Raw genomic sequence first — 21,106 nt, 5'->3', positions numbered from 1 at the left:
GTCATGAGAAAGCCCATATAAATGGGTAGAGTACAAGTTGCTGTAGAAGCATTTTTAATTCGTCTGATCACAGATACTTTATAAAGTATTTTAATACTTTTTTGAATCCGTCAATGCGTAAGTCCTAATCTCTTTCATAAATCAAAAAACGATCTTCTTTTTGGTTAATATTTGCACTCCGGATTTCTTAGCATTCGTGCATAATCTGCGGATGAAATACATCGATTCAAACAAGCTTTCTGATCCTCAGTTCAAGCGATACACAGGCATCTCATGGTCAACTTTCTATTTGATGGTTGAGCAATTGAAGAAACATGTCCCTGCCAAAGGCAGACCGCCCAAGTTAAGCCTGGAAGACCAGGTTCTGCTCTGTCTAAGCTATTGGCGGGAATACCGAACCTTATTTCACGTTGCGACGAGCTACGGGGTTTCAGAGCCCACAGCCTCAAGAATTGTCCGTCATGTTGAAGACTGCCTGATTCGGTCCAATCTCTTTAATTTACCCAAAGATTTACCCGAGGGCGAAGGCATCGATTGGAATGTTGTGATCGTGGATGCCACAGAAATTCCAATCCAAAGGCCTAAAAAAACAGAAGAAAAGCTATAGCGGCAAGAAAAAGACCCACACTTTCAAAGTACAGGCCATCATTCATTATCAAACTCAAAAAATCCTGAGTTTATGTACGAGTCGTGGTGCCGTACATGATTTCGAACTCTTCAAACGTAACTTGAATCAGATTCCTGCAGGTGCATTTATCCTTGCGGATAAGGGTTATCAGGGAATTTATACAGTGTATCCAAATAGCTTGTTGCCATTAAAAGCAAAGAAGCGCTGTAAACTGGATTCCGAACTAAAAATCTATAATCAGGAAATCAATAAAAGAAGAATTGGAATTGAGCATGTATTTGGCAGTTTGAAAACCTTCAAAATTCTTGCTGAGCGATATCGCAATCGAGGCAAAAGACTAGCATTAAGATTCAATCTAATTGCTGGAATTTATAACTTAGAGCTGAGTGAAAAATGACTTATGAAAGAAATCTATTGTTTTTACTTATTAAATTATTTAATTAAACATATTCCATTTACATTTTTGGTCTAAGCATAACTTTTTAAATCACTATATTGAATAATAAAAAATTGATATGATGCCTAGCGAAATATAGAGATTTGCTTTATTAAATCTTTTGTTTACAGCAGCTTGCAATGGCTATCTTTTCCCATTTGGAAATAGACTCAGATCTAATTGTATAAGTCTGTGTAGCATTTTAAATTATTAAGCATCTATCAGCCTGTCTGATAAAAGACTTAAGTAAATCTCTCCATAATATGATTTGTGAATTTATTAATTTTATAAATTTACTCGGGTGAATATATGAAAAAGCTCCTAGGATTAGTTCTCGGTTTATCTGTTGGCCTTTCAGGCTGTGGTAAACAAGAAGCTCCTGCAACTGACGCAGCACAACAAAAAGACACTGCAGAAGTGCAAACCGTCACTATGGCTTCGACTGGTTCGGATGCTGATATTTGGCGCTACATTGCTTCGCTTCCTGAAACCAAAGAAGCTGGCATTAAACTTGAAGTGAAAAACTTCACTGACTATGTGTCTATGAACACTGCTGTAGCGAATAAAGAAATTGATGTTAACGCATTCCAATCATATGCCTATATGGTTGCGTTTAACGACAACAATAAAGATAAAATTGCACCGCTTTCGACAACTTATTTAGAACCCATGGGTATCTATTCAAGCAAAGTTAAAAAACTTGAAGAGTTTAAAACAGGTGCAACCATTGCGATTCCAAATGATGGTGCAAACGAATCACGTGCATTATTACTGCTTCAATCTGCTGGCTTAATCAAACTTAAAGCTGATTTTGACGATGTAAAAGGCACACCTGCTGACGTCACTGAAAATGCGAAGAAAATCGTAATCAAGCCAATTCAAATGGCGACGGCAGTTCGTGTGAAAGACGAAGTTGATGCGATTGTTTTGGGTAATACCCTTGCAATGGAAGGTGGTTTAAACGTACTAAAAGATGCGGTTTACTATGAGCCAATCGATCAAAGTACAAAAATGAACGTGAACATTCTTGCTGTTGCTGCTGACCGTCAAAATGACCCAGTACTACAAAAAGTAGGCGCGCTTTATCACACTCCAGCAGTTAAAGCTTACATCGATGAACATTTTGGTGGTACTAAAATTGATGTAAACAAACCCACTAGCTACCTCACTGAAGCAAAATAGTAATATAATTTCTTCAAATAAACAGGCAAAGTTTACTTTGCCTGTTTTTTCATTTTTGAACCCTTTTTTGACGCTATGATCCAATTTAAAAATATCTCCAAGCATTTTGAGCTAAAAGGCCAAACCGTTACAGCACTGGATCAGATTAATCTGGACATTCCAGATGGCTGTATTTTCGGTCTAATTGGCTACAGTGGTGCAGGCAAAAGTACCTTAATCCGTTTAATTAATTTGCTAGAACGTCCTAGTGAAGGGCAAATTATTATTCATGATAAAGACTTTACTGCTTTAAATTCGGCAGAGCTTCGTCAAGAAAGAACCAATATTGGCATGATCTTCCAGCACTTCAATTTACTGCAAACCAAAACAGTTGCAGAAAATATTGAAATGCCGCTTAAACTTTTAGGTGTAGCTAAAGCTGAACGCCAAAAACGTTTAGAAGAGTTGCTCGAATTTATTGACCTAAAACATAAGAAAAATGCCTATCCAGATGAGCTCTCTGGTGGTCAAAAACAACGTGTCGGGATTGCCCGTGCGCTTGCCAATCATCCTAAAATTTTACTGTGTGATGAAGCAACATCTGCTCTCGATCCGCAAACCACCAAATCGGTATTGGCGTTATTAAAGAAAATCAATCAAGAACAAGGCATTACCATTGTCATGGTCACCCATGAAATGGATGTGATTGAATCCGTTTGTGATTATGTTGCGGTAATGGAACAAGGGAAAGTCATCGAACATGGCTCAACTTTAGAGATTTTTAGTCAGCCAAAACACAATACAACGAAAAACTTTATTCAAACTGTATTACAGCAACAGCTCCCTGTTAATATTTTAAATAATTTAGAAAATCAAAATCATAACAGTATTTATTGTTTAAAATTCCTCGGCAGTTCGGCACAAGAAACTGTGATTCAGGCGGTAATTAAACAGTTTGATATTAGCCTGAATATTTTGTTTGCCAATATGACTGAAATTAATGGTGCGGTGATTGGACAAATGTTCGTTCAGCTATTAGGTGATACAGCATTGATTCAACAAGCGGTGGCGTTCTTAGAACAACATGGTGTTGAAGTCACTCAAGCAGGAGTTCAGCAATGAGAGATTTAATTGTTCAATGGCTGACTCAAATTACAGCACCCTTTTGGAAAAGTTCTTTGTCTATGGATCAGTTCGTCACTGCCCTACAAGAAACTTTTCACATGGTGTTCTTTGCCATGCTCTTCGGCTGTATTTGGGGTTTTATCCAGGCCGTGATCTTATATGTCTCACGTCCACAAGGCATTTTGCCTAACCGTGTCATCTACCATGGTTTGAACCCGATAGTGAATGCGCTGCGTTCATTGCCATTTATTATCCTCCTGATTGCAGTCATCCCTTTGACCAAAGTCATTGTGGGTACTTCAATTGGTACTTGGGCTGCAATTGTTCCTCTCACAATCTATGTTGGTCCTTACATTGGTCGTCTGATTGAAACTTCGTTGCTTGAAGTGAATGACGGCATCATTGAGTCTGCTCAAGCGATGGGTGCATCTCCGCTGCAAATCATTACTAAATTTGTCCTACCAGAGTCTCGTAGCTCTTTAATTTTAAACTTAACGACTGCAACCATTAGCTTAATTGGTGCAACAGCCATGGCGGGTGCAGTAGGTGCAGGCGGTATCGGTGATCTTGCCATTTCTTATGGTTATCAACGTTTTGATAGTAGCGTGGTCATCATGACCGTCATTGTATTGTTGATTTTGGTACAAATTGTTCAAAGTCTGGGGGACTGGTTATCGAAACTGCGCTAAGCCTGCATAATTCATATATTTAAGCTCTCCTCGGAGGGCTTTTTAGTGTTTAAAATTTAGTTTTTAATGCAGAACTAAAACCAAGATTTCTTTGACCCTAAATTACTTTGACGGCAAATTAGCAACACAATAGAATTTAAAATTCGCCCCTCAACATTACGTTTCCAAAAACTTGAATTACGACAAAACATCAAAAGAACAGGATTTTATATTCCCCATGGAAACTACACTGCCAGCACAAATTTTCCGCTTAACTTTTTTCACAACTGAGATATTGATCACTTCAGCAGCATCTGCATCCATTGCTGATTATGACTATGTCACTAGTATTAAGGTAAATGATGTTGACTTAGCCTTACCCTTGCCTGCATCAAAAGCAAATGCATTAATCAGCAAAAATCCAGTAAAGCTTAAATATGAATATTCAGAATGTACCGGCAATACTGAATTTCATGTCACATCAAAAGGTAAATTTCTAAAATTTGAAATTTATGCAGAGGACAATCCTCAAGTTAAAAATGATTCATTCTATAAAAATAAAAGCAGCTTCGCCCAACTTGGACAAACCAAAGGGGATGTTTGGATGGAATGGGATAAATCCACTCAAATACGCGATAAAATTCAAATTGGGTCAAAACATCTGATAAGCCAATATGACTATCAACAATTTGTAAAAGACTTTACCAAAAGTGCAAAATTAGCCAATCCCAATGAAATTGCTTATGTGATTTTACTCTCACCGACTCATGCAAAATGCGTGCTGAAAGAGCCGCATAACTATGATTTACCCTATATTGGCAATCTACTCTTCAACTTTAAAAATAGCAAATTGATAGCTTTTTAGTTAATCAAGGTATTGCTTGCTAAATGGTGATTATCATACAGCGTTTATTGATTAAACAGTGAATTTATAAATCTGTATAAAGCCATGCAATAAACGCAAGTTTGAACTCAGAGCATGCTAAAATCAGCAGCTGTTTTCGCAGGGACTCATCTATGCACTTTGTACATCTTGGTATTTTTACAGAATTTTCCATTACTGAATCTATTGTACGTATACCTGATCTTGTAAAAGCTGCAGCTGCAGATGAAATGCCCGCTCTGGCCATTACTGACCTTTCAAATCTACATGCTGCTGTAAAATTCTATAAAAAGTGCTTAGATAAAGGCATTAAACCGATTTTTGGTTCGACCCTTCGTTTGAATGATGCTGAGCACAAAGCTACTCTTCTAGCGATGACCAATAAAGGTTGGCGCAGTCTAACAGAGTTGGTTTCTGAAGGTTATATTTCAGGTCAACAGCTTGATATTCCTTGCGTAAAAAAAGATTGGATTTTAAATCAACACCAAGACCTGATTGTTTTACTGGGTATGCAAAGTGATGTCGGCAAAATGCTTTGCTCTTCCAACCCGCAAAAAGCTGAACCTCTGTTAGCTGAATGGGTCGAAAAATTTGGCAATCGTGTTTATCTAGCGATTACACGGACTGAGCGCTCGGGTGAAGAAGACTTTATTCACGAAGCAGTAAAACTTGCGAAGAAATTTAACATTGGTGTGGTTGCTCATAACGATGTGCATTTTATACGTAAAGAAGATTTCGAGGCACATGAAGCACGCGTTTGTATTGCCGATGGTTATGTCCTTGGTGACAATCGTCGCCCTAAAAATTATAGCCCTGAACAGTATTTTAAAACTGCCGAGGAAATGACGGAGCTGTTTGCAGACATTCCAACGGCTATAGAAAATACCTATCACATTGCACGACGCTGTAATGTGTCACTACGTTTAGGCTTCCATGACCTTCCCGATTATCCAATTCCTGAAGGTCATACAATTGACACCTATTTTGAACATTTATCAAAAGAAGGTTTAGAAGAACGTTTAGCGCATTTGTACCCTGTCGAACAACGTGGTGACGACTGGCCAGAAATTCGTAAGCCTTATGATGAACGTTTGGCTTATGAAGTCGGGATCATCCTGACTATGCAATTCCCAGGTTATTTCCTAATTGTCATGGACTTTATTCAATGGTCTAAAGGTAATGGCGTGCCTGTTGGTCCAGGCCGTGGTTCGGGTGCAGGTTCCTTGGTTGCCTATAGTTTAAAAATTACCGACCTAGACCCACTACGTTATGACCTACTGTTCGAACGTTTCTTAAACCCTGAACGTGTATCAATGCCCGACTTTGACGTCGATTTCTGTATTGCAGGTCGTGACCGTGTTATTGACTATGTTGCACGCACTTATGGTCGAGATGCGGTCTCTCAGATTGCAACTTTCGGTACCATGGCGGCAAAAGGTGCAATTCGTGACGTAGCCCGTGTCTTGGGTAAATCTTATGGTTTGGCTGACCGTATTTCTAAAATGATTCCAACCAAGCCTTTAGGTTTAAGTTTGGAAGAATCGATTGAGGCCGAACCACAGCTCAAAGATATTGTCACCAACCCATCAAATCCTGATAACGACGATGCAGCCGAAATTTGGGAAATGGCACTCAAACTTGAAGGCATTACCCGTAATACAGGTAAACATGCCGGTGGTGTGGTTATTGCACCAACTAAGTTAACTGACTATTCGGCTGTCCTATGTGATGCAGATGGAACTAACCGTGTAGCCCAATTCGATAAAGACGATGTGGAAGCTGCAGGTCTAGTTAAATTCGACTTCTTGGGCTTACGTAACTTAACGGTAATCGAAGATGCCATTAAGCACATTAATGCCCGTCCAGATATCACTACACCTGTCGATATTTCCTTAATTCCTTTGGATGACAAACCTGCCTATGCTGTGTTCGCAGATGCAAACACCACAGCAGTCTTCCAGTTTGAATCCGTCGGCATGAAAAAAATGCTGAAAGAGGCACGTCCAAGTAAGTTCGAAGAAATTATTGCTTTCGTGTCTTTATACCGTCCAGGCCCGATGGACCTGATTCCAGACTTTATTTACCGTATGCATGGTGGCGAGTTTGAATACTTACATCCATTACTAGAAAGTGTCCTTGAACCGACATACGGCATTATGGTGTATCAGGAACAGGTAATGCAGGCAGCGCAGTTCTGTGCTGGCTATAGCTTGGGTGGCGCGGATTTACTTCGTCGTGCCATGGGTAAAAAGAAAGTCGAAGAAATGATTAAGCACCGTCAGATCTTTACTGAAGGTGCTGCAACCAAAGGTATTGATGCAGATACGGCCAACCATATCTTCGATTATATGGAAAAATTCGCAGGCTATGGTTTTAACAAATCCCATGCCGCAGCCTACGCCCTTGTTGCATATCAAACCGCTTGGTTAAAAGCACATTTCCCTGCTGAATTTATGTCAGCAGTGATGACCTCGGAAATGCAGAATACCGATAACGTGGTGTTCTTGATCGATGACTGTCGTATTAATGGTCTTGAAGTCTTGCCACCTTCGGTCAATATGTCTTTATATAATTTCCATGCCAGCGATCCAAAAACCATCGTCTATGGTTTAGGTGCGATCAAGGGTGTCGGTGAAGCTGCCATGCAGTCTGTGATTGACTCACGTATCCAAGATGGCCCATATAAAGATCTGTTTGACTTCTGCCATCGTATTGACCTAAAAAAAATCAATAAGCGCACGCTTGAAGCATTGATTCGTGGTGGCGCATTGGATTGTTTAGGATTAGAACGCGCTGACTTGATGGCGCAATTGCCAGAAGCTGTACAAGCGGCTGACCAAGCCCGTACAAACCGCGAAACAGGGATGATGGATTTATTTGGTGAAGTTGAAGAAGTTCAGCGTAAACCTTCTAAACCTGTTAAACCGTGGTCAGATGAAGTTCGGCTTAAAGGTGAAAAAGATACTCTTGGGCTTTATCTAACAGGTCATCCGATCGATGTGTATCGATCGGAGCTAAAAGCCTTTATTTCACAGCGCATTAATGAGCTTACGCCTACACGACGTGGTGTCACTACAGTATTTGCAGGCCTCGTCGTCGATGTTGCCAACTTCCCGAACCGTATGATGGTGACGCTCGATGATGGTACTGCACGTATTGAAGTGTCTGCGAATCACGAACGTTTTAACCGCTTCAAAGATGTGATTCAAAACGAAAAAGTGGTGGTCATTGAAGGTGAAATTTACGAACGTGAAGGTTTTGACCGCCCTATGGGTCGCTTAACTAAAGCCTTCAGTTTGAATGAAATCCGTCAAAAACGTGCCAATGCCATTCAAATTAAATTAACACCTGAACATTTTAGTAAAACGCTATCACGCGACATCCAAGATATTTTACTGCCTTTCTGCAATGTCGATATGTGTACGCATATCCCTGTGCAGTTATATATTGACTATCCATATGCGACGGCCGACATTCATTTGGGCTTAAACTGGAAAGTTGCCCCACTAGATGAATTACTGTCTAAGCTGCGTGACTACTTCGGTAAAGAATCTTTGCATGTCGAATATCATGTCAAATCCAAAGCTGCCAAAGCAGTAAGTTATGAACAAGCCTCTATTCCTGCGCAGGTTCCGCCACCGCCAGATGGGATGAGCATGGATGATGCCATGGATTTATACCAAGCAGAAGCCAATCAATTTTCTTAAAGTTTAAACGCTGTTTGAACTGCTTTTTTAAATAAACATATTGGAAATATCATGAATCAAACTGACAATGCTGCGGTTTCAGCACATCTCTCCCATGTGCGTATTGTCATGGTGAATACAACATTACCCGCAAATATTGGTAGTGCATTACGTGCCATGAAAACCATGGGACTTTCAAAGCTGGTCTTAGTTGCACCTAAGACTTACCCGCATCCAGACATTAATGCCTTGGCTGCCGGTGCTGTCGATTTAATTGATCAAATTGAAATCGTTGAATCATTAGAAGATGCCATTAAAGATTGTCATATTGTCTTTGGTACCAGTGCGCGTAGTCGTACCATCCCATGGCCACTGCTTGATGCTCGCCCTGCTGCTGAAATGTCTCTCAAAGCGGTCTGTGAACAACAACAAGAAATTGCCGTGGTGTTTGGCCGTGAAGACCGTGGTTTGACCAATGAAGAATTGGCAATGGCCAACTACCACGTCACTATTCCAGTAAATACTGAATATGGCGTCTTAAACGTTGCCCAAGCGATTCAAGTCATTTGCTATGAAATGCGTATGGCTGCCCTTGCACATACTGAGTTAACGGCAAATCCTGATGCCAATATGCATGTGACAGATGACATTGATATGGAATGGGATGAACCGTTAGTGACCCATGAAATGATGGAACAGTTCTACCCGCATATTGAAAAAATGCTGGCAGAGATTGAATTTATGGATCCAAAAAATCCAAGATTATTACCTTTACGCTTGCGTCGCTTATTTGGACGTATACAATTAGATCGTATGGAATACCACTTATTACGTGGCATCTTTAGCCGAGTACAGGCTTTAAATAACGGAACATGGAAAAAATCTACAGACAATGAGGATCAATCTAATGCTTAAGCAGCTTAAAGAAGATATACAGGCTGTATTCGCGCGCGATCCTGCTGCACGAAATACGCTCGAAGTCTTAACGACTTATCCAGGAATTCATGCCTTGATCATGCATCGTATGGCACATGAACTTTGGAAAAAAGAGTGTAAAGGCTCAGCTCGCTTATTGTCTTCTTTTAGCCGCTTTGCCACAGGCATTGAGATTCATCCGGGTGCGAAAATCGGTCGTCGTTTCTTCATTGACCACGGTATGGGTGTGGTGATTGGTGAAACAGCTGAAATTGGTGATGATGTCACCCTTTACCATGGTGTGACCTTAGGGGGCACAACTTGGAATAAAGGCAAACGTCACCCCACCTTGGAAGATGGCGTAGTGGTTGGCGCTGGTGCAAAGATCTTAGGCCCATTTACGGTAGGTAAAAATGCCAAAGTCGGCTCAAATGCCGTGGTGACCAAAGAAGTTCCTGCGGATACTACCGCTGTAGGTAATCCAGCACGCTTTATCACGAAAGATAAGCCAAAAGATGAAGCTGAAAGCCGTCGTCGCGATTATGCAGAAAGTATTGGTTTTCAGCCTTATGCTGCAACCCAAGACCAAACTGACCCGATGTTAGAAGGTATGCGTGTATTGTTAGATCGTATTCAGCACAATGAAAAACGTATGAATAATTTGTGTCAGCGTTTGTCTCTCCTTGACCCAACGTTCAAAAAGCAACAGCTTAATGAACAACCTTTTAGTCAGGAAGAACTTAAAATCATTGAAGATGTGCGCCGCGAATGCGAAGCTCAAAGTAATCAATCTAAAGCTTAACCAAAAGCAATCATAATAAGTTGCCTTTAACTTGCATGTTGTTCAGAGTTTTTTTAGACTGACCAACATGCTTTTTTGTATAAAATAAATTAATGGATGAATCATATGACGCTTAAGCCCTTGGCAGTTGCTTGTATTGCTTTAACCCTTGCCGCTTGTGGAAGCGCCCCAACTAAAAATAATGCTCCTAAAGATGCCATGATTTTTGTAGAGCCTGAACTGACTCCACCGTTCTACGCACTCAACCCATTTAACTACGATGCACCACCTCCTTTTGAATTAAATTTACAAAAAGCTGCAGCACAGCCTGTGACTAAGATGGTGGTAACTAGCCCGACCGACCCATCTAAACAACTGACACTTGAAGAAAACCGTCTGATTATTCCAATTGTAGACAGCAAAGTACGTTCAATGAAATTTGCTGCTTTAGCGGGTGATAATGAAATCGACATTACTGAAATTGATGATTTCTTACAGCTCGTTGAAGGTAAAGCACGTCACTATCCACCTCGTTTTGTTCAACGCCAAGAACGTAAAGGGTTTGAACTTAAACTTAAAGAAGTGACGCAAAAATTAGATACCCTTGCATCTAAAGACAACGCTTCTTTTGATGTTTTAGTTCGTGCATTTAAAGCCAGTGTGATGGCACGTAACCTCGACTTAGGTTCTGTGTACACAACTAAATCATTAACTTACGCACAACGTATTTTAAAAATCAACCAAAATGATGCAGAAGCAAACTTCTGGTTCGGTTTTGGTTTATCTGAAGGTGGTGGTCAACGTGAAGCGATTCCATACTTAGACAAAGCAATGAAAGCCGGTGTTCAAGAAGCGTATCTTTCTGCAGCAAATAACTACATTGCAATGGAACAAAAAAAGAACGCCATTCAGGTTTTAAAGAACTATAAAGTTAAATATCCACAAGAAGCAGAAGTTGCTGATCGTTTAATTCAAGAAATTGAAAAGCAAGGCCGTTGGAATGTTTGGCAAGTTCTAAATCCACCTAAAGCTACATCTTAATTGTAACGATTTAGAAAATTCTTTTGAAAAAAGACCGTTTTAACGGTCTTTTTTCATTTAAGGCGAATTGAAAATCCTGACAATTATCGTATGATTTGAAAATATTCAACCCAATGTGCGACCCCTTTATGCAGCTAAATACTAAAACAATACTGCTCCTTGGAATCATGAGTACCAGCGTACTGAGTGGATGTCAGGTCGTCAGTGTCAAAAACCAAAAACTCAACGTTTCTATTGCCAATGAACGTGAAAGTATTATTTCTCGAAACAAACTCAGCGAAGCCAGTTTAAATGTCTTGTCGATGACAGGTCGTGAAGCCAAAGCGTGTATAGAAGACCCGAAAGCCTGTGTTGATGAACTACAACAGATCCCTCAAATTCAAGATGAACAATTATTGTCTACGGCAAGTGAATTATATTTAGCAAAAGCCATTGAATATGAGTCTTCTTCAGCCTGTAAATTAGGTCTTCTCAGTAGCCACAAATCAGAAGAAAAACAAAAAATTGAACAAGACACTTATAACAAATGTTTAGATCAACAGCTGACGCTACTGGATAAAAGTATTCGCTATAGCTACGCCTATATGTTTAAAACCAAACGTGCGCCTGCTGACCGTATTTTTGATAACCGCCAAGTTCAAATCCGAGATTTCTATAATCAAGGGATTGCTAAACTGGTTAGCAGCTATGCACTACGTTATAAACCGCAAGAAGTCACCCAACAGATCAAAGTCGGACAAACCACCTATCATATTGACTTCAGCCATTACCCAGAACTCAAAAATCGTAAAATTGAACAATTGATGTCAACCTATAACCTCAACTTCTCAGGTTTACGTTCAATTACCCGCCGAGATGGTTTTGGTTCCGAATTCCTTGTGGTTTTACCCGAAGAACATATAGTTGAAACAGGCAAAGCCAAATACATTATCAACCCAATAGATTTTAAATATCCGTCTGGTTCAAACCCTAATATCCATCAAGCGCGCTATTTAGCTGCAACCTTAACAGCGGAACCTGTAAGCACCACAACTTCAGTTGATCAAATTTTAAATCAGCATGAGTTTCAAATTAAGGCTTACGACCCGTACAAATATGAACAGGTCAATATTGCCAATAAAAACTATGCCCTTGCAGCCAATTTTTCTGCACCTTATGGTCTTTGGTTAGCACAAAACAACTTGGGCAAGGCAGCGTATTTATCCCTGATTGACCGTGATGAAAAACTCACGATGCCACATTTATACATGCTTGAACCATATAATCCTGACAAAAAAGTCATCGTTTTGGTACATGGTCTTGCTAGTAGCCCTGAAGCATGGATTCGTCTGACTAACGATATTATGGGCGATTCTGTGCTACGTGAGCATTATCAAGTGTGGCAAGTGTTCTATTCAACCAACATGCCGATTATTGAAAGCCGCTTCCAAATTTATTCCATATTGACTCAAACTTTTAATAAAGTCGACGCCAATGCTGCAGCTAAAAAAGATGCGGTTTTAGTTGGTCATAGTATGGGCGGAATTATTGCACGACTACTGGTTAGCCAAGCCGATACCACACAATCTGCTTTGAAAATGATGAACTCACGTCAATTAAATCAGTACCGCAATATTCCAGTCGTGAAGCAGCGTATGGTAATTGACGATATTCCAAATTTCAGCCGTGCGATTTTCTTGGCTGCACCGCATCGTGGTACTGAATACGCAGATCGTTGGTTTACCAAAGCTGCTCGAAAAATCATTAAACTTCCGGGCGCTTTCTTATCAGCCATGGGTGATGTGTTAACTCAGGAAGAAGACCTGAAAGATTTATTCCGTGAAATCGACCACGGCTTAATCCAAAATGGACCAAGTGACTTAAGCCACCAATCCAAATTTATTGCGCTCACTGAAGATATTCAGCCACGTATAGGTTTGAAGTTTCACTCAATTATGGGAAATAACACCAACAGCCAAGATAAAAATGTAATCTCAGATGATGTCGTGCCATACACCAGTGCGCATTTAGAGGGTGCTGTTTCAGAAAAGATCATTAAAGGTGGTCATTCAATTCAAGAAACCCCAGAAGCTGTACTCGAACTACGCCGTATATTACGTTTGCATTTGATTGAACTTGGCCTCTATAAACCATAATCCAATACAGCATTTAATTTGATCTACATATTTTAAAACCGATCTCAGGATCGGTTTTTTTCATTTCTGCATTTACTTGAATATGCCAATATTCACATAATTATTATATAAGCCTTTATTTTTTAATCATTTTAAAACTCAAAATCACTTGTTAAATTTTATACAAATCTTATATTAGAGATAAATACGGGTTAAATATAGACAAAAAAGTTGTGCACATATCCTAAATTTTTTATGAGCATATCGAATTATGAAATTAAAAGGCTCAAAGTTACTTCATCGGGATGAAATTGAGGGTTTAATCAAAACTCGATTAAATAAAGTTTATTTTACGCCAAATTTAGAATCCATTTATCAGCCGCTCTACCGTGATGAAGCGGCGAAAGAATTTCGTTTTCGCGGGATCATTATTTTTTTCCTGTATGCCCTGTTATGTTCGGGGATTTATCAAGTGATTCCTGCGGGTCATGACGCAGTTTTATGGATTTCTCTGTACATTTGGGTGGGGATTATCATTCTGAGTGCATGGGTTTTATCTTTTGTTCCGCGTTTGAACCGTTATTTTGATGCTTATACTTGTTTAGGCTCGATGTGCGCTGTTGCGATCACATTTATCATCATTACCATGATTGGTAATTATCACAATGATGCGCTATTACATGCTGCCATGATGTATACCGTGGTCATCATCTATGCCTTTGTTGGTATGCGTTTTTATATTGCCATGGTTGCGGGTTGGTAGAACATGACCCACTGACTGGGCTAGCAAACCGTCGTCCGTTATAAGGAGCTTTAGAACAGCTATGGCATTATGCCCTACGCCATCAACAGCCTTTAAGCATCATGGTGATCGATATCGATTTTTTTAAAATTAAAATGATCATTTAGGTCATCAGGCGGGTGACATCTGCCTCACACAAATTACTGAGGTTTTGTCTCAAATCACCAATCGAAATGGTGAGTTAGCTGCACACTATGGCAGCGAAGGTTTTTTACTCTTCTTTAGGGTGTTAACTGAAGCTGAAAATTGAACCTTTGGCAGCCGATTTATTACGCAGAATTTAATCACTCGAACTTCCACATCCAGCCAGCCATATGTCTAAATTTGTGAAGATTAGCATCGGTACGGAAACGATCATTCCATCTAAACCTGATAAAATTCAAAAATTTATATTGGCTGCCGATCAAGCGCTTTACCTTGCAAAAGGCAGCGGTCGCAACCAATATCGATTAGCTGAGGGTGAAGCGCAGCTAGATGTTTGAGTCAGTCTATCGCTTTGTGAATTTATCCATTGTTGAATTTACACACAGACTTTTTAGCGTTTATAAATAATATTTTGACTGCTTTTTTTACATGCAGACAAACCTTTTCTGGCATTTTCCTGTCACTTTTTTTGCTAGAATCAGCAACACGATTTGTTAACGTACACCTGTGGTTTTGAATGAAGAGACAATATAAATATAAGGACTTTTTCTAAATCCAATTTTCATCAAAACAGTGTTTTTCGTTTAGCAGCGCACAAATTTTTATTTTAAGGTATTTCGTTTCATGCAAGCTGATAATTCCAAAGTTGACCTTTCAACCCTGACCCCGATGATGCAACAGTACATGTCAGTCAAAATGCAAAATCCGCATTCACTGATGTTTTATCGGATGGGTGATTTTTATGAGCTCTTTTTTGAAGATGCGCATAAAGCAGCAAAACTCTTAGGAATTACACTGACGCATCGTGGTAAAGCCAATGGTGAGCCCATTCCCATGGCTGGCGTCCCGTACCACGCAGCTGAAGGCTATTTAGCCCGCCTTGTAAAAAAAGGTGAAACGGTGGTGATCTGCGAACAAATTGGTGAAGTAACTGGCAAAGGGCCAGTTGAGCGCGGCATTGTTCGTATCATTACCCCGGGAACATTAACAGACGATGCACTGATTGCCTCTCATCAAAGTTCCAATTTAGTCGCGATCTGCTTACAACAAAATCAAATCGGGATTGCTTTACTAGACCTCAGTGCAGGTATTTTTAAAGTTCAGCAAATGGACTATCAACTGGAACAATTGGCAATCGAACTTTCACGTTTAATGCCGAGCGAAATTTTGATTGATGAAGATCTCATTGACCCGAATATTGTCGAGCAAATTAAACGTCAATTAGACTGCCCTGTTACCAAGCGTCCAAATGTCGACTTCAATTTAAATAACGCGCAAAAAACGCTGTGTGACCAATTTGCAGTAGCCACACTTTCAGGTTTTGGTATTGACCATTTACCTTTGGCGAAAGCTGCCGCAGCGGCTTTGATTCACTATGCAAAAGTCACTCAAAAAACCGCTTTACCACATATCCGCAGCATTCAACTCGAACAAAGTAGTGATTTCGTGGCGCTCGATCCCGTCACTCGTCGTAACTTAGAACTGATTGATCCCCTATTTGAACATGGTACTTCCCTGTTCCAACTAATCAATGATTGCCAAACTGCGATGGGTGGCCGTCTATTAAGTCGTACCTTAATGCAGCCTTTACGAGATACCGCTTTATTGGATGCGCGTTTAGATGCTTCACAAGCGATGCTGCAAGGCTATCATGAGTCTCCGATCCGCTTAGTTCTCAAGGAAATTGGCGATATTGAACGAGTGCTATCTCGTGTAGCGCTCGGCAGTGCTCGACCACGAGACCTTGTTCAGTTACGTCAAACTTGTGCACAAATTCCCTATCTTCGACATGCACTTGAACCGATCATTCAGGCACATCAATCTAAGCTGATCGCTCAGTTAAATGATGAAATGGGTGATTTTCACGGCTTACATGAGCGTCTTATGTCTGCCATCGTAGAAAACCCGCCGGTGCTTTTACGTGATGGTAATGTGATTGCCGAGGGCTTCGACACTGAACTCGATGAACTGCGTAAAATTCGTGACCATGCAGGACAATTCCTCATTGATCTCGAAATCAAAGAGCGTGAACAAACCGGAATTTCAACCTTAAAAATTGGCTATAACCGTGTCAGTGGCTACTATATTGAACTGACTCGAGCACAGGCTGAGCAAGCACCTGATCATTATATTCGCCGCCAAACTCTAAAAAATGCGGAACGCTACATTACCCCTGAGCTGAAATCGTTTGAAGATAAGGTGCTTTCGAGTGAGTCACGTGCATTAGCGCGCGAAAAAATGCTCTTTGAGCTATTACTTGATGAGTTACGTGCAGATATTGGCAACTTACAAATGATGAGCGCCGCTATAGCGCAAATTGATTTACTGGCTAATTTTGCCCATCAAGCTCGATTACGAAATTGGTCACGTCCTGAATATAGCCCTGAAGTTGGGATCAAAATCAAAGCCGGACGTCACCCAGTTGTGGAATCTCTGAGCAAATCAGCATTTACTCCAAATGATACTAGTTTGGACTTTAATCACCGCATGGCGATTATCACAGGGCCAAATATGGGCGGTAAATCGACCTTTATGCGCCAAACTGCCTTAATCAGCTTATTAGCCTACTGTGGTAGCTTTGTCCCTGCCCAATCTGCCGTATTAGGGCCGATCGATCGGATATTTACCCGTATAGGATCTGCCGACGACTTGTCTACAGGCAAATCAACCTTCATGGTGGAAATGACTGAAACCTCACAGATTCTACATCATGCGACCAATCAATCATTGGTACTGATGGATGAAGTCGGACGTGGTACGAGTACCTATGATGGCTTATCTTTGGCGTGGGCATGTGTGCTCGATCTCACCCGTCGCATTAAATGTTTATGCCTATTTGCAACGCATTATTTTGAGCTCACCGAGTTAGGCAAAGACGCCAATATAGATAACTATCATGTGACTGCTCGTGAGCTAAATGGCAACCTGATCTTACTGCATAAAGTTCAACAAGGCCCAGCGAGTCAAAGTCATGGTCTACAGGTGGCAAAGCTTGCAGGTATTCCTGCAGCTGTGATCAAAGAAGCGCAAAATCGCCTTCATATATTAGAAACTCAGCAAAAACAGCAACTCAATACGGCTGTACAAACCGATCTATTCTCGGCACTCGCAGAGCCTGAAGTCATTGAACGCGTAGTTGAAGTTGAAAAAACATCGCCCGTACTTGATGCCTTAGCAGATATTGATATCGATAACTTAAGTCCACGTGAAGCATTACAACAGCTTTACGCTTTAAAGGATTTACTTAAGATCTAAATTGAGCAGAAGCGATAGATGAGATATGCAAAGAACACCAATGAAGGTGTTCTTTGCATTGACACCATTCAAACGCGTAAATTAGTGAATGTTTGCTATCTACTACCGCGGCTATTCAGCAATAAATTGATAAAAAATTAATGTTCTAAAATGTTTCATGCTTAAAATGCACATAAAAATATTGTTCGATAAACAGATGTAATTTAATTAGTTTTTGAGTATGATTCTCATTCATTGTGAAATTTACATAAATTGTTCAGTTTTTAGTGATTTTAACAGCACTGCATATAATAATTATCAATAAAAGGAATTGTTAGTTACCCTATTTTTTGCCTAAAATACACCATTAGTTTATTAGAACCATATTTTTTAGGTAGCTGTCGCCATGACCTTTGTTGTCACTGAAAACTGTATTAAATGTAAATATCAAGACTGCGTAGAAGTTTGCCCTGTTGACTGTTTCTATGAAGGTCCAAACTTCCTTGTTATTAATCCAGATGAATGTATCGACTGTGCGCTATGTGAACCTGAGTGTCCAGCTAACGCGATTTTCTCTGAAGATGAGTTACCTGAAGGTCAAGAAGTATTTATCGAACTTAATACTGAACTTTCTCAAAAATGGCCGAACATCACTCAAATTGGTGATCAACCTGCCGACCGTGAAGAGTGGAACGGTAAAGCTGATAAATTACAATATCTTGAAAAGTAATTTTACGCTTTCATGAAAAGATCAGCACATGCTGATCTTTTTTTATACTTAAAGCACACATTTCATTGCAAATTATTCAAATTTTCTCAATCAAATTGGATTAAAATAGAACGAGTTTATAAATAATTGATTTCTATAATGAAGCATTTACTCAAGGGATTATTGTCCGTTGCAATATTCCCTCTTGTTTTCATTGGTTGTACAACTACACCACAAAAACAAGGTCACACTATTACAACTCCCGACGGTAAACGTATTTACATACCTCAAGAAAAAGTGACGACCATCAGACAAGCCCCGCCTAAAGTGGTGCCTTATGCCTACAATTCGTGGGTCGCGTCTGTCGATAATTTACGTCGCGTTCGAGACTATGAAGTCTTTTTAGAGAAAAATGGTGTAGGCAATATCATTCCTTCATTTGAGTTGATGCGTACTGCACGTGACTGGCAAAAATGTGGTCGCTCAGAATATATGGTACCTAACCGTGAATTATGGCAAAACCAAATTGCAACCTTACGTGTCTTTAAATATTTAGTAGCTGCCAATATCTTAACGGACTTTGAAGTGACATCGGTTTATCGTGATTTGCCTTTGAACCAGTGTGCCGGTGGTGCAAGTTCATCTCGTCACTTATACAACTCTGCGATTGATTTCCGTATTGGACCTGCGTACCCGCAGCCCGAAGACTACAGTTATATTGAAAATACCAAGTTCCGTTTATGCCAATTTTGGTCACAACACGGGCAGAGTCTCAATATGGGATTAGGTTTATATGCCAGCGGACAAATTCATATTGATACTCAAGGCTACCGTACTTGGGGGCCTGATCACTCAAGTCGCTCATCAATGTGTAATTACTAAAACATTACATCGTCATATCAAGACCTCTTCGGAGGTCTTTTTTGTACATAAAATATTCAAATATAGAACAATAAATTGCGATGTTGGTGGAAAGGTTTAAAATGCTTGCATCAATCACGAGGTGCGACAACATGCAACAAATGTGGACAGACATTGATGCTTACATCGATTCACATTTAATTCCTGAAGATCCAATATTGACCCAAACACTTCAACATACGGATGAACGTGGCTTTCCTGATCATCTTGCTGTAGCGGCTAATCAAGGCATGCTGCTTCAAATGTTAATCCAAATGAACAAGTGTAAACGCGTTTTAGAACTTGGAACTTTTGCAGCCTATAGCACCATGTGGTTAGCACGTGCCTTACCTGAAGATGGTTACATTCTGACCATTGAAGGTCGTGATACACATGCTGCCCTCGGTCAAGAAAATATTGATAATGCAAAGCTTGCACAAACGATAGAACTGAAATGTGGTCGTGCGGCAGATATTTTACGTGCCCTTCCTGAAGATACCGAACCTTTTGACTTTATTTTTGTCGATGCAGACAAACAGAGCTACCCTGAATATTTAGAATTAAGCTTAAATTTATCTCATTCAGGTACAGTGATTGTTTTAGACAATGTGATTCGTGCAGGTGAGATTCTGAATGCTGAAAACCATAAACCAAGCATTGAAGGTATTCGTGATATGTTCAAAGCTATGCAAAATCATCCGAAAATTTTATCCTGCACGGCACTTCAAACTGTAGGTTGTAAAGGTCATGATGGTTTTGCAATTGCAATCGTTAAATAATCTTAATCGAGGTGTTTTTTAGACATCTTGAGTAAAGGTATAAAAAATAATCAATACAGTATTTTATTTTCAAAACAATTACTTATAAACACTGCACACAGAGTTATCCACAATTTATGAGGATAACTCTGATTGTTTTTAAATCAACTCTGTTCGTTTGCTCAACTTATTTTACAACCAACAATGGAACACTCGAATTTCTGAAAATACTGGTGGTGATACTGCCCAAGAAGAACTGATGGATTTTACTGTGGCTAAAAGCGCCAAGTACGATTAACTGAATGCCATGCTCTTGTTGATAGTCCAGAATATTTTCCGAAACATCGCCATAACGGTATTCTGTCACCACATCGAGACCGGCATTGGTTAAATAATTTTTTGGATCATCCAAGATTTGTGGGTGATCTCCAACATAAACCAAATGACATTGTAAGAGTTTGAGTAGATCACTTTGTGCCACACGCTTCATTAACTCAACGCATTTAGGCGAATATTCATAGGCAAAAATAAAACGAGTCGGTGGTTTAAACGTTGGCCCTACAGTCATAACTGTACAACTTGCACCACGTATAAAGTTTTCAACATTACTACCAAGCGGCTTATTGCGCTCTGCTGAACGTTCACCCACGCGACCAATTAAAACAATATCGTCATCTTGCAACACATTAAAACTTTGCTCTAAGAAGTCGCCCTTTTCCTGAATATGGGTGGTTTGAATACCATGCTTATCTTGGATCATTTCAGAAATGTGTTTGAGCAAGTTATTACTATAATCTAACGCTAAATCACTTTGTTTTTGTTCTAACTCCGCGAGTTCTTTCAAGAGCATAGCATTACTTTCAAACCCAATCACTCCACTGATTTCACCTAAGTGATAACTTGCCGGATAGTAATCAAGTATTTGCAGTAAAACCAACTCACGGTGAGTTTGTTTAGCAACCCAAGCAGCAGCATCAGCTAGTGCATTAATGCATGGAGAAGAGTCGATACAGGCGATAACTCGTTTCATGATTAGCCCTCGTTTTATTATTGCTTGGCTATAAAATGTTGTTTGTTATTTTTAACTTATCACAACTCTGTTTCACTGTGCATGCATTTGT

19 protein-coding genes are annotated in these 21,106 nt (G+C 39.9%); 18 read left to right on the top strand and 1 reads right to left on the bottom strand.

Annotated features, from left to right (window positions below):
* Positions 1–211: 211 nt before the first annotated feature.
* From FTT98_RS02025 to FTT98_RS01950, 18 genes are all read left to right on the top strand, one after another.
* Positions 212–607 carry a transposase family protein gene (locus tag FTT98_RS02025; protein WP_071851480.1) on the top strand — a complete coding sequence of 132 codons (396 nt, stop codon included), beginning with the start codon at positions 212–214 and terminating at the stop codon, positions 605–607.
* Positions 555–1,025 (top strand): IS5/IS1182 family transposase, encoded by a 471-nt coding sequence (locus FTT98_RS02020; RefSeq protein ID WP_039254797.1) that lies wholly within the window; start codon positions 555–557, stop codon positions 1,023–1,025. Before FTT98_RS02025 ends, FTT98_RS02020 begins: the two co-directional genes overlap by 53 nt.
* A gap of 348 nt (positions 1,026–1,373) precedes the next feature.
* Positions 1,374–2,246, top strand: coding sequence for a MetQ/NlpA family ABC transporter substrate-binding protein (locus tag FTT98_RS02015; RefSeq protein ID WP_168377622.1), 873 nt, complete (start codon positions 1,374–1,376; stop codon positions 2,244–2,246).
* Between the two features lie 75 nt (positions 2,247–2,321).
* The gene (locus tag FTT98_RS02010) at positions 2,322–3,347 is read left to right on the top strand and encodes a methionine ABC transporter ATP-binding protein (RefSeq protein WP_180039990.1); all 1,026 of its coding nucleotides are present in this window, start codon (positions 2,322–2,324) and stop codon (positions 3,345–3,347) included.
* Entirely contained in the window at positions 3,344–4,039 is a 696-nt protein-coding gene (locus FTT98_RS02005; protein WP_078188742.1) for a methionine ABC transporter permease, read from the top strand. Before FTT98_RS02010 ends, FTT98_RS02005 begins: the two co-directional genes overlap by 4 nt.
* Before the next feature lie 172 nt (positions 4,040–4,211).
* On the top strand, positions 4,212–4,883 hold the full coding sequence (locus FTT98_RS02000; RefSeq protein ID WP_257220665.1) for a hypothetical protein: 672 nt from the start codon (positions 4,212–4,214) through the stop codon (positions 4,881–4,883).
* Between the two features lie 152 nt (positions 4,884–5,035).
* Entirely contained in the window at positions 5,036–8,608 is a 3,573-nt protein-coding gene (gene dnaE / locus FTT98_RS01995) for a DNA polymerase III subunit alpha (protein WP_180176931.1), read from the top strand.
* Positions 8,609–8,659: 51 nt separating this feature from the next.
* Positions 8,660–9,502, top strand: coding sequence for an RNA methyltransferase (locus tag FTT98_RS01990; RefSeq protein ID WP_078193553.1), 843 nt, complete (start codon positions 8,660–8,662; stop codon positions 9,500–9,502).
* Positions 9,495–10,304 carry a serine O-acetyltransferase gene (gene cysE, locus FTT98_RS01985; RefSeq protein WP_180003858.1) on the top strand — a complete coding sequence of 270 codons (810 nt, stop codon included), beginning with the start codon at positions 9,495–9,497 and terminating at the stop codon, positions 10,302–10,304. The genes FTT98_RS01990 and cysE overlap by 8 nt, the downstream gene beginning before the upstream one ends.
* Before the next feature lie 105 nt (positions 10,305–10,409).
* On the top strand, positions 10,410–11,324 hold the full coding sequence (locus tag FTT98_RS01980) for an ABUW_2363 family tetratricopeptide repeat lipoprotein (protein WP_180048902.1): 915 nt from the start codon (positions 10,410–10,412) through the stop codon (positions 11,322–11,324).
* Positions 11,325–11,491: 167 nt separating this feature from the next.
* On the top strand, positions 11,492–13,459 hold the full coding sequence (locus FTT98_RS01975) for an esterase/lipase family protein (RefSeq protein WP_373685113.1): 1,968 nt from the start codon (positions 11,492–11,494) through the stop codon (positions 13,457–13,459).
* A 250-nt stretch (positions 13,460–13,709) separates the two neighbouring features.
* The gene (locus FTT98_RS18315; protein WP_373685112.1) at positions 13,710–14,201 is read left to right on the top strand and encodes a hypothetical protein; all 492 of its coding nucleotides are present in this window, start codon (positions 13,710–13,712) and stop codon (positions 14,199–14,201) included.
* Positions 14,202–14,391: 190 nt separating this feature from the next.
* Positions 14,392–14,490 (top strand): hypothetical protein, encoded by a 99-nt coding sequence (locus FTT98_RS18310; protein ID WP_257231037.1) that lies wholly within the window; start codon positions 14,392–14,394, stop codon positions 14,488–14,490.
* Positions 14,491–14,566: 76 nt separating this feature from the next.
* On the top strand, positions 14,567–14,722 hold the full coding sequence (locus tag FTT98_RS18305; protein ID WP_373685111.1) for a hypothetical protein: 156 nt from the start codon (positions 14,567–14,569) through the stop codon (positions 14,720–14,722).
* Between the two features lie 286 nt (positions 14,723–15,008).
* Positions 15,009–17,639: a DNA mismatch repair protein MutS gene (mutS, locus tag FTT98_RS01965; protein WP_180064208.1), complete on the top strand. Its 2,631-nt coding sequence runs from the start codon at positions 15,009–15,011 to the stop codon at positions 17,637–17,639.
* Between the two features lie 385 nt (positions 17,640–18,024).
* Complete coding sequence (gene fdxA / locus FTT98_RS01960; RefSeq protein ID WP_004651686.1) at positions 18,025–18,348, top strand: ferredoxin FdxA; 324 nt, start codon at positions 18,025–18,027, stop codon at positions 18,346–18,348.
* Positions 18,349–18,486: 138 nt separating this feature from the next.
* Positions 18,487–19,209, top strand: coding sequence for a D-Ala-D-Ala carboxypeptidase family metallohydrolase (locus tag FTT98_RS01955; RefSeq protein WP_078188751.1), 723 nt, complete (start codon positions 18,487–18,489; stop codon positions 19,207–19,209).
* A 131-nt stretch (positions 19,210–19,340) separates the two neighbouring features.
* Positions 19,341–20,006 (top strand): O-methyltransferase, encoded by a 666-nt coding sequence (locus tag FTT98_RS01950; RefSeq protein WP_078193558.1) that lies wholly within the window; start codon positions 19,341–19,343, stop codon positions 20,004–20,006.
* Between the two features lie 166 nt (positions 20,007–20,172).
* Here the strand turns inward: FTT98_RS01950 and FTT98_RS01945 are convergent, their stop codons facing one another.
* Positions 20,173–21,015, bottom strand: a complete 843-nt coding sequence (locus FTT98_RS01945; RefSeq protein ID WP_078188753.1) for a universal stress protein — start codon at positions 21,013–21,015, stop codon at positions 20,173–20,175.
* Positions 21,016–21,106: the final 91 nt, after the last annotated feature.

Origin of the sequence: Acinetobacter sp. YH12039, from assembly GCF_013420015.1 — a bacterium.
Classification (GTDB): Bacteria; Pseudomonadota; Gammaproteobacteria; order Pseudomonadales; family Moraxellaceae; genus Acinetobacter; species Acinetobacter amyesii.
This window is presented reverse-complemented; position numbering and strand designations above follow the sequence as displayed.